3 protein-coding genes are annotated in these 10,396 nt (G+C 72.0%); all 3 read right to left on the reverse strand.

Going from position 1 to position 10,396, the window contains the following annotated elements; genetic code table 11:
- The coding region (locus OWC43_RS24190) for a condensation domain-containing protein (protein WP_393958849.1) at positions 1 to 1,711 on the reverse strand (1,711 nt) is incomplete at its 3' end.
- Complete coding sequence (locus OWC43_RS24195) at positions 1,711 to 9,882, reverse strand: amino acid adenylation domain-containing protein (RefSeq protein ID WP_393958850.1); 8,172 nt, start codon at positions 9,880 to 9,882, stop codon at positions 1,711 to 1,713. The genes OWC43_RS24195 and OWC43_RS24190, both read right to left, overlap by 1 nt.
- A gap of 2 nt (positions 9,883 to 9,884) precedes the next feature.
- Positions 9,885 to 10,396: phosphopantetheine-binding protein (locus tag OWC43_RS24200; protein WP_393958851.1), on the reverse strand; the 512-nt coding region annotated here is incomplete at its 5' end.

Genomic DNA, 10,396 nt, shown 5'->3' on the forward strand with positions numbered 1-10,396 from the left:
GGACGGCGAGGATGGCGACGAAGGCGTCGGGGGATCGTTCGAGGCGCAGGGCGACGCGGTGTTCGGCCTGGATGCCGCGCCGGATGAGGGCATGGGCGAGGGCGTTGGCGCGGGCATCGAGCGCGGCATAGGTGAGGCGGGTCGGGCCGTGGACGAGGGCGACGCGCCCGCCCTCGCTGGCCGCCAGCGCCGCCACCCGAGCGTTCACCGACTCAAACCGAGGCGACGGCGGCATCCGGTGTTGCGCGGCCAGGAAGGCGCGCTCCGCCTCCGTGAGCAACGGGGCCTCGCCGCAGGTCGCCAGCGGACAGGCCAGCAAGGCGGTCAGCATCTCGACGAAGCGGACGGCCCAACGCTCGCCGGTGCCGGGCAGGAAGCGGGCTTCGGCCAGGATCAGCGCGCCGGAGATCGCGCCGCCTTCCCTCTCCTCGATTCCGAGGATGAGATCGAACTTGGCCGTCTCGAGCGGTGCCGACATCGGCTCGACGGTGAGGCCGGGGAAAAGCGGCGGCAACGGCACGCGCTCGTAGCCGAACATCACGTCGAACGGCCCCTCACCCGTCCCCCCAAGCCCTTCCAAGATGCGGTCCAAGGGAAGAGTTTGTTCGGCCAGCCCGTCCTGCAGCGTCGCGGCGACCGTCTCGGCGACCTGGGCGAAGGACAGACCCGGCTTCGGCTGAAGACGCAGGGCCAGGGTGTTGACGAAGGGACCGACCACATCCTGCGTCGCCGCTCCCCGCCGATTGGCCACGGGCATGCCGAGGCAGACATCGCTCAGGCCGGTGCTGCGGCCGAGGAAGACCGCGAAGGCGGCGAGCATCAGAGCCGGCGCCGTCACGCCCCGCTCCGCCGCGAACAGCCGGAACGCCTCCTGTACCGGGGCGGGAAAGACGAGCGGCACCCGCCGCGCCCGGTCGCCGTCCGTCGGAGCTGCGGCCAAACGCTCGGGGAAGACGATGCGCGGAGCATCGGCCAGACGCTGGCGGGCGCGCGTCAGCGCCTGCGCGTCGCGGCCGGCTTCCTGGCCGATCGCTTGCCAGGCTGCCCAATCGGAAAAGCGCAGGGGCGGCACGGGTATCGCCGCCCCCCGCCCGGCATGGCGGGCGGCGTAATCTTCGGCGATCTCCCGGGTCAGGACGCCGAGGGACCACGCATCGCAGACAGCGTGATGCAGCGCGAGGATCAGGGCATGCCGGTCGGGTCCGAGGCGGACCAGGGCAATCCGCACCAGCGGGCCGGCGATCAGGTCGAAGGGCCGCTCGACCATTTCGCGAAGATGCGCGCGCAAAGCCGCCTCAGCCCCGGGGCCGGACAGGTCGTGCTCCGCCAGCGAGCCCGGTACCGCCGGGTCGACGATCTGGAGCAGGTGGCCGTCTTCTGTCTCCTGGAAGCGGGTGCGCAAGGCGTCGTGGCGGGCGACCAACCCATCGACAGCGCCGGACAGGGCGGCCCGGTCGAGGGGGCCGGTGAGGCGCAGCGCTCCACCGACGGCATAGGCCGCGCTCGAGGGATCGAGCCGCCACAGGAAGTACAGGCGGCGCTGAAGGTCAGAGGCCGGCGCCGGCCGGGCCGGGTCGATGCGCGGTACCGGCAGATCGTCGAAGTCGATGCCTGCCTGCTGGAAGCGAGCGAGCAATGCGCGCCGTTCCTCCGGTCGAGCGGCGGAAAGGCGCTCGGCGAGGAGACGCAGGCGGTCGGACAGCACGCTCATCAGGCGTCGAGCTCCGCCAGCAGAGCCTCCGCCCGGGCGAGCTTCTCGCCGTCGGCGTCAACGGCTCCGGTGGCTTCGACCACGGCCGAGAAGGCCCGCAGCGTCGGCGCTTCGAAGACCGCCTTCAGCGGCACGATGCGGCCGAGTTCGGACTCGATCCGGGCCACCATGCGGGTTGCGGTGAGCGAATGTCCGCCGAGGCGAAAGAAGTGATCGTCGCGGGCGATGCGGGGCACGCCGAGGAGATCCGACCAGATCACCGCCACGGCCGTCTCGGTTTCGCCCTGGGGCGCCGCTCCTGCGGTCGCGACGGCGTCCGGCCGCGGCAGGGCGGCACGATCGAGCTTGCCGTTGGGCGTCAATGGCAGACGGTCCAGGAGCAGGATCGAACCCGGCAGCATGTGCGCCGGAAGGCGTGCCGCGAGATGGTCGCGCAGCGTCTCGGGCGAGGTGCCCTGTGCCGCGACGGCGTAGGCGAGAAGCCCCTCTCCACCGGGGGCCTGAGCCACGACCGCCTCGCGCACGGCAGGGTGACAATTCAGGGCCGCTTCGATCTCGCCGGGCTCGATCCGATAACCGCGGATCTTCACCTGATGGTCCAGGCGATGGAGGTAGTCGAGGCGGCCGTCGGCGCGGCGGCGGACGCGATCGCCGGTGCGGTACATGCGGGCGCCCGGCGCCCCGAACGGATCGGGCGCGAAGCGTTCGGCGGTCAGACCCGGCCGACCCCGATACCCCCGGGCGAGGCCGGCGCCGCCGATCCAGAGTTCGCCCGATGCCCCGATCGGAACCGGCTGAAGCGCGTCGTCGAGGACGGACAAAACGGTGGCGGCCAGGGGATGGCCGAGATCAGGATTGCCCTCGGCTGCCTCGACGCGGCCGGCACTAGACCAGATCGTCGTTTCCGTCGGCCCGTAGACGTTCCAGAGCGTGCCGACCCGGGCCGCGAGCCACGCGGCGAGATCCGCCGGAAGCGCCTCGCCGCCGCACAGCGCCTTGAGACCGGGTCGGCCCGCCCACCGGCTTGCCCGCAATTGCCGCCATGTCGCGGGCGTCGCCTGCATCACCGTCGCCTCGCTCGCCTCCAAGAGTGCGGCGAGGCGGCGCGGATCGGCGGTCTCCGCCCGGGCGGCAACCCGAAGCTGCGCGCCCGCAGTGAGCGGCAGGAACAGTTCGAGCGCCGCGATGTCGAAGGAGAGCGAGGTCACGGCCAGAAGCCGATCCTTCGCGTCGATGCCGAGTTCCGACGCCATCGCGGCGAGAAGGTTGGCTAGGGCACCGTGACCGACCATTACGCCCTTGGGGCGCCCGGTCGAACCGGAGGTGTAGATCAGGTAAGCGAGATCGTCGGGATGGGGCGCGAAGGCCGGGACCGGACCCGTAGCCTCCCCCTCGATATCGAGCATCGCCCAGGGGCCTGCGGGCGCCGCCGCGCAGAGGGCGGGCTCCGTCAGCAGTGCGGCCAGACCCGCATCCTGCGCCATGAAGGTGAGGCGCTCGAACGGATAATCCGGATCGAGGGGCACATAGGCCGCACCGGCCTTCACGATGCCGAGCAGGCCCAGCACCATCGCGGTCCCGCGCCCGAGGAAGACGCCGACCCGATCGCCGCGCCTCACCCCCGCTGCGGCGAGACGTGCCGCCACGACGTCCGAACCCCGGTCGAGTTCGGCATAGCTAAGCGGGCCGCCGTCGCCCTCGACCGCGATCCGTTCCGGGTTCGCTTGCGCATGGGCACGCAGCCGGGCCGCGAGCGGGAAGAAGGGCGTCTGAGCCGATCCCGAGAGCGGGCGATCACCCGCGGGCGCGAGGCCGATGCCGCCGAGCAGCGCCTCGTCCGCCGCCGCCGCGAAGGCGGACAGCGCCCGGTCGAACGCGTCGGCGATCGCCTCGACGTCCCGAGGCGCGAACGCCTCCGTGGCGTAAGCCAGCCCGATGGTCGCCGTCTCGCCCATCTCCACCGTGACGGTGAGAGGGTAATGCGTGTCCTCGCTCACGAGCACGTCGCGGAAGGCGAGAGCACCGGGGGCCGGCACGCTCAGTTTCGGATCGACGGGGTAGTTCTCGAAGATCAGCACCGTGTCGAACAGCGCCTCGCCGCCGTTGCCGGCGAGCGACTGGACCTCGAACAGCGGAATTGCCCCGTGCTCGCGCAGGGCCAGATTCTGCCCCTGAAGATCGGCGAGGTAGGTGCCGATTGCACGATCGGCGGACGGCTCGGTCAGCACCGGAAGCGTGTTGATGAACAGCCCCAGCATCGCCTCGGCGCCGGGCAGCGCGTCGGGACGACCGGCGATGGTGACGCCGAACAGGGCGGGACGACCGGTGCGGCGGGCGAGGACGAGCGCCCAGGCCGCTTGGACCAGGGTGGCGAGCGTGATCCTCTTGGCCCGCGCGGCGACGCGGAGTGCATCCGTTCGCTCCGTATCCAACCGGATCAGGTGGCGACCCCGGCCGGGCGGACCGGCATGCCCCGAGGACAGGCGGAACGGCTCGTCGACGGAGGCCAGAGCGACGCGCCAATAGGCCCGGTCCGCCGCCCGGTCGCGGCGCGCCAACCACGCCACCGCATCGCGGAAGCGCGGAGCCGGCCCGTCCGGCGCCTCGCCGCGATACTGCGCGGCCAGTTCGGCCAGAAGCCGGGCCGAACTCCAGCCATCGAGCAGGATATGATGGCGCACCCAGAGAAAGCGCCACGTCGCCTCGCCGGTCCGGACGAGAACGAGGCGCATCGGCGGAGCCGCCGCGAGGTCGAAGCCGCGGGCGCGCTCCGCATCGCCGAGCCGCGCGAGGCGCTCTTCGAGATCAGGCATGCCGCGCCAATCGTGCTCCTCGAAGGCCGGTTCGACACGGGGATGCACCACCTGCTCGGGCTCGGCGCCGTCGCGCGCATGAAAGGTCGAGCGCAGGATGTCGTGCCGGGCATAGGCGGCGCGCCAAGCGGCGCGGAACCGGTTCGTGTCGAGCCCGTCGAAGGTGACGGCGAGCAGATTGACATAGGCCGCATCGCCGGGCGCGAGCCGCGCATGGAACAGCAGGCCCTGCTGCATCGGGGTCAGGGGATAGCTCTCGACCTCGCGGGAGATGGCCGGCTCGGCGCCCACGAGCCGACGCAAGGCGGTCTCGAAAGCGGCCACGATCCGCTCGGCCTCCGCCGCATCGTGGCGGACCGGGTCGAACATCCAATCGATCCAGAGTTGACCGTCGCGGAGCCGGGCATCGATGCGCAGCGGATCGAGCATGAGCGCCTCGGGATCGCGCTCGGGCCCCGCGTCTTCCGCTGCTAGGGTGAAGGCGCCCCCGGCCATCGCGTCGTCGATCCGCCCGAGATAGTTGAACACCGGCCCGCGCGGTGCGGCCACGGCCGCCCGCAGGTCCGGGTCGGCGAGATGCGCGAGAAGTCCGTACCCGACACCGCCCTCCGGCACCGCCCGCAGGGCCTCGCGAATGGCGGCGACGTGCTCGGCCCGGTCCGCCCGAACCGGCAGGCGGACGGGGAAGAGGCTCGTGAGCCAGCCCACCGTGCGGTCGAGATCCGAGGGCGCGTAGGATGGATCGCGCCCATGGCCCTCCAACCAGATCGTGACGCTGTCGGCTCCCCCGGCCAGGGCACAGGCGAGGGCTGCCGTCATCACTTCGTGCGGACGGGCATCGAGGGCGGCGGGGGCGGTCTCCATGACGGCCCGCGTCGCCGCGACGTCGAGGATGGTGGCGAGGCGATGCGCCTCGTCCAGCCGCGTCGGGCTGTCCGGCAGCGGGGCGCCCGACACGGCCTGCCAGTGGGTCGCCTCGTCCCGCAGGGCTTCCGAATGGGCATGGAGCAGCAGAGCGCGGGCGTAACCGGAAAAGTCCGTCTCGGGCGCCGGCAGCGCCGCGGTCTCGCCACGGCGGCGCTGCTCCAGACCGAGGGCGAGGTCGTCGAGGAGTACGCGCCAGGACACGCCGTCGACGGCGAGATGATGGATCGTCAGCAGCAGGCGCTGGCTACCGTCGGGCAGGCGCGCCAGCACTGCGCGCAGCAACGGGCCTTCGCCGGGATCGATCGCGCGATGCGCCGCCGCGCAGACGGCCGAGAGATCCGCCGCATCGGCGACGGCGCGGATGTCGAGGAGGTCGGCGGTCTCGGTGGCCACGACGCCCTGCACCCAGCGTTCGCCGCGCGGCCGGATGCGCAGACGGAGGGCCTCGTGCCGGGCGACGAGCGCCGACAGCACCGCCGCGAGCGCCGGCCCGTCGAGCGTCTCGCGCGGGATCAGCAGAACCGACTGGTTCCAGTGGCCGCGGTTCGGCACCGGCCGCGCCAGGAAGGCGAGCTGGATCGGTGTCAGCGGCACCTCCCTCACCGCCGGGCGCGAGGCCGCGGCTGGAGGTCGGGTCGATGCCGGGGACGGAGCAGCGTCGAGCGGGACCGCCACGGCAGCCAGCGTCCGCACGGTCTGATGCTGGAAGACGAGCTTCGGCGTCAGCTTCAGACCGCGGCGCTTGGCGCGGGCGATGATCTGGAGGCTGAGAATCGAGTCGCCCCCGAGGGCGAAGAAATTGTCGTCGAGATTCACGACCGGACGGCGCAGAACCTCGGCCCAGATTTCAGCGAGGATGCGCTCGGCCCGCTCACCGTCTGCCGGGGCGCTCGCCGCAGCCGAGCCCGCTCCGCTGTCCTGCCCTGGGGTGGCCAGCGGCACCGCCACCTTGGCCAGCGCCCGGAGTGTCTGATGCTCGAAGACCTGTTTCGGGGTCAGCCGCAGGCCCTGGCGCTTGGCGCGGGCGATGATCTGCAGACTCAGGATCGAGTCGCCCCCGAGGGCGAAGAAGTTGTCGTCGAGATTCACGGTCGGACGGCGCAGGACCTCGGCCCAAATAGCGGAGAGCTTCGCTTCGGCCGGGCACGACGGCGTGTTTGCCGGCGTCGCGGGCGTCAGGGGCACGGCCACGGCGGCCAAGGCCCGTACCGTCTGGTGCTCGAACATCTGTTTGGGGGTGAGACGGTAGCCCCGGCGCTTGGCGCGGGCGATGATCTGAAGGCTCAGGATCGAATCGCCCCCGAGGGCGAAGAAGTTGTCGTCGAGATTCACCGTCGGACGGCGCAGGATATCAGCCCAGATCTCGGTCAGAGCGTTCTGCGCCGTGTCGCCGCCCGCACGGGGCACATCCGGCAGGGTATCACCCGGAGAAGAATCGGGCTTCGGCAGCGCCCGGCGGTCGAGCTTGCCGTTGGCTGTGAGCGGAGCCTTCTGCAGCCGGAGAACGTGGCTCGGGATCATCGCGTCCGGCAGCGTCCGGGCCAGGGCGGTGCGGGCACCGGACGCGGCCTCCGCCGTGCCGACGACGTAGGCGAGGAGGCGAGGCCGGCCGGTCTCGGTACGGTCGGGAACGACATAGGCCGTCTCAATCCCGGGCAGCGCGCGCAAGCCTGCGGCCACCTCCCCGAGTTCGATGCGATGGCCACGGATCTTCACTTGATCGTCGGCGCGCCCGAGGAACCGGATCGCGCCCTCGCCGTCGAGCCGGACCCGGTCGCCGGTGCGGTAGAGGCGGCGGCCCGGCCGGGCCGGATCGGGCACGAAGCGTTCGGCGGTGATCCCCGGACGCCCGAGATAGCCCCGCGCGAGCTGATCCCCGCCGAGATAGAGTTCGCCGACCGCACCCGGCAGCACCGGTGCGAGATGCGCATCGAGGATCACAGCCTCGACGCCGGCGAAGGGGCGCCCGATCGGGACAGTGTCCTCCCCCGCTTCCGTCGTCGCGACTTCGTGCGACAGGACGCCGACGCTGGTCTCGGTCGGCCCGTAATGGTTGATCACCCGGCAGCCCGGCCGGAGCCGCTGCACCCGCGCGGCGAGGCCGGCGGGCAGCGCCTCGCCCCCGAGGATTAGCGCGGCTTCCGGCAGGATCTCGCCTGCGCGGGGCGTTGCGAGCAGGCCGTCGAGATGGCTCGGCACCAGCTTGAGCACGCCGATGCGGTTCGCCTGGACCGTGTCGGCCAGTCGATCGGCGTCGAAGGCGGCCTCCGTTTCGATGAGGTGGAGGGTCCGGCCGGAGACGAGGGCACCGAACAGCATCGTGTGGCCGAGATCGGCCGCGGGCGTGGAGACAAGGCCGAAGGACGCGCCTTGCGGCAGCGTGAACCGGCCCAGCATCGCCTGCGTGTAGGCGGCGATCGCCCGATGCGGCACGAGCACGCCCTTCGGAGCGCCGGTCGAGCCCGAGGTGTAGATCAGGTAGGCGCCCTGATCCGGCAGGGGTGCCGGAAGCGGCGGCGCATCGACCGGACCGGGGCGAGCCGTCAGATCGGCGATCGCGTGGCGGTCGAGGTCGAGCGTCGTCGCGGCTCCGGCCCCCTCGGCATCGAAGAGCACGAGCCGGGCCCGCGCATCGGCGGCCAGCCGTCGAAGCCGCTCCGCCGGCAGCGCAGGATCGAGCGGCGCGTAGATGCCGCCCGCCCGCATCACGCCGAGGGCCGCGACGACGAGATCGAGGCTGCGCCCGGCGAGGACCGGAACCACCTCTTCGCGGGAAAGTCCTGCGGCGCGCAGGGCCTGGGCGAGCCGGGTCGCGGCGGCGTCGAGTTCGGCGAAGCGCATCGTGCTCGCGCCCGCCCGCAGCGCGATCGCATCCGGCACCCGCGCGACGTGTCCGGCGAAGGCCGTGAGCACGTCCGGATCCGTCCGATCGGCGGTCTCGCCCGACAGGGCGGAGACATCGGCCGGACTCCAATCGGCGAGCGGACCCTCCGGTCGGGCGGCGGCCCAGCGCATCAGATCGGCATAAGCGGAAACGAAGCGGTCGGCGAAAGCCGGCTCGAACAGATCGGTCGCGTAGGTCAGAACGCCGTCGATGACGTCGGCGCGGTCGGTCACGTCGAGGCTGAGGTCGAAACGCGTGACATTCTCGAGGAGATCGAGGGGCGTGGCATGCAGCCCCGCGGCGCGGATCGTGCGCGGCGTGTCGAGCTGCTGCGTGAACTTGACCTGGAACAGCGGATTGTAGCTCAGCGTCCGTTCGGGCTGCAGCGCCTCGACCAGGGTTTCGAACGGCACATCGGCATGGGCCTGCGCCGCGAGTGTCGCCGTTTTCACGGCGGCGATCAGGTCGCGCATCGGCAGGCCGGGCTCCATCCGGGCTCGGATCACCTGCGTGCTCACGAAGAAGCCCGGCAGACTCTCGGTCTCCGACCGCGTGCGATTGGCGCTGGAGATACCGACCCGGATGTCGCCCTCACCGGTCAGCCGGGCGAGCAGCGCGTGGAGGCCCGCAAGCAGGACCATGAACAGGCTCGCGCCCTCGGTCCGGGCGAGCGCCCGCACCGCACGGCTGGCCTCGACATCGAGGGTGAAGCGCCGTCGCGCTCCCCGGAAACTCTGGATCGGCAGCCGCGGACGGTCCGTCGGCAGGGCGATCGGGGGGTGCTCGTCACCGAGTTCGCCCTTCCACCAGTCGCGCTGGCGGACGAGGTCGCCGCTCTCCAGCCGCACCCTCTGCCACGCGGCCCAATCGGCGTAGCGCAGAGGCGGCGGCGGCAGGGTCGGGTCACGTCCCTCATGGAAGGCGGCATAGGCGGCGAAGAATTCGCCGATCACGAGTTCGATCGACCAGCCGTCGGAGACGATGTGGTGGAACGCGAACCACAGCAGGTGTCGTTCGGCCCCGATCCGCACGAGGCCGAACCGAACCGGAGGCGTCGCCGTGAGATCGAAGGACGCCCCGGCGCCGGCCTCGGCGAGGGCCCTGGCAGCTTCCTCGCGCTCGGCCGCCGCCCGGGCGGAGACGTCCGCTCGGGCGAGCACGACCGGTTCGGCCGGGTGGATCACGGGGCGGGCGTCGCCATCCTCGGTGGGCGTGAAGGTGGTCCGAAGGGTCTCGTGACGGGCTACGAGCCAGTCGAGGCCGCGTGCCAGCGCCGTTTCATCGAGGGGGCCGTCGAGTCCGAGTGCGCCGCCGAGATTGTAGGCGTGGCTTTCCGGCTCCAATTGCCAGAGGAACCACAGGCGGCGCTGCTCCAGGGACAGCCGATCCGGCGCGCCGTCGGCGAAAGGCATGATCGGCAGCCGCTCGAAGGCGATGCCGCGGGCGTCGAGCGCGTCGAGGAAGCCGGCCCGCTTCTCGGGCGGCAGGGCGGCGAAGCGCCGGGCGAGCTGGTCCCAGCCGGGATTGCGTTCGGGAGCGCCCGTCATAGTCAGACCTCTTCCCACTCGGTGAGCAGGGCATCGACGGTGTCGCGGGCGCGCGCCTCGTCGTCGCTGTCGATCAGTGCGGCGAGCGCCGCGAGGGTCGGGGCCGCGTAGAAGGCGGGCAGACCGATATGGACGCCCATCTCCTCGCGAATGCGCGCGACGAGCTTTGCGGCGAGGAGGGAATGCCCGCCGCGCTCGAAGAAGCCGTCCGTCCGGCCCACCCGCTCGACGCCCAGCAGCGCCGTCCACAAACCCGCCAACGCCGTCTCGGTCGCCCCCTGCGGTGGCGCCGCGTCCCGCCCCCGCCAATCCGGCGCCGGAAGCCCCGACCGGTCGAGCTTCCCGCTCGCCAGGCGCGGCAGCGCGGCCAGCTCCACGATCACCGACGGACGCAGGTGAGCCGGCAGTCGCGCCGCCAGATGCGCCGACAGGATGGCGGCCAGGTCTGCTTCGCCCTGGGCGGCATCCCCCGCCGGACCCCGCCCGGCGACGTAGGCCACGAGATGCGCCTCCG

This window comes from Methylorubrum sp. POS3, assembly GCF_043352485.1.
In the GTDB taxonomy this organism is placed as follows: Bacteria; Pseudomonadota; Alphaproteobacteria; order Rhizobiales; family Beijerinckiaceae; genus Methylobacterium; species Methylobacterium suomiense.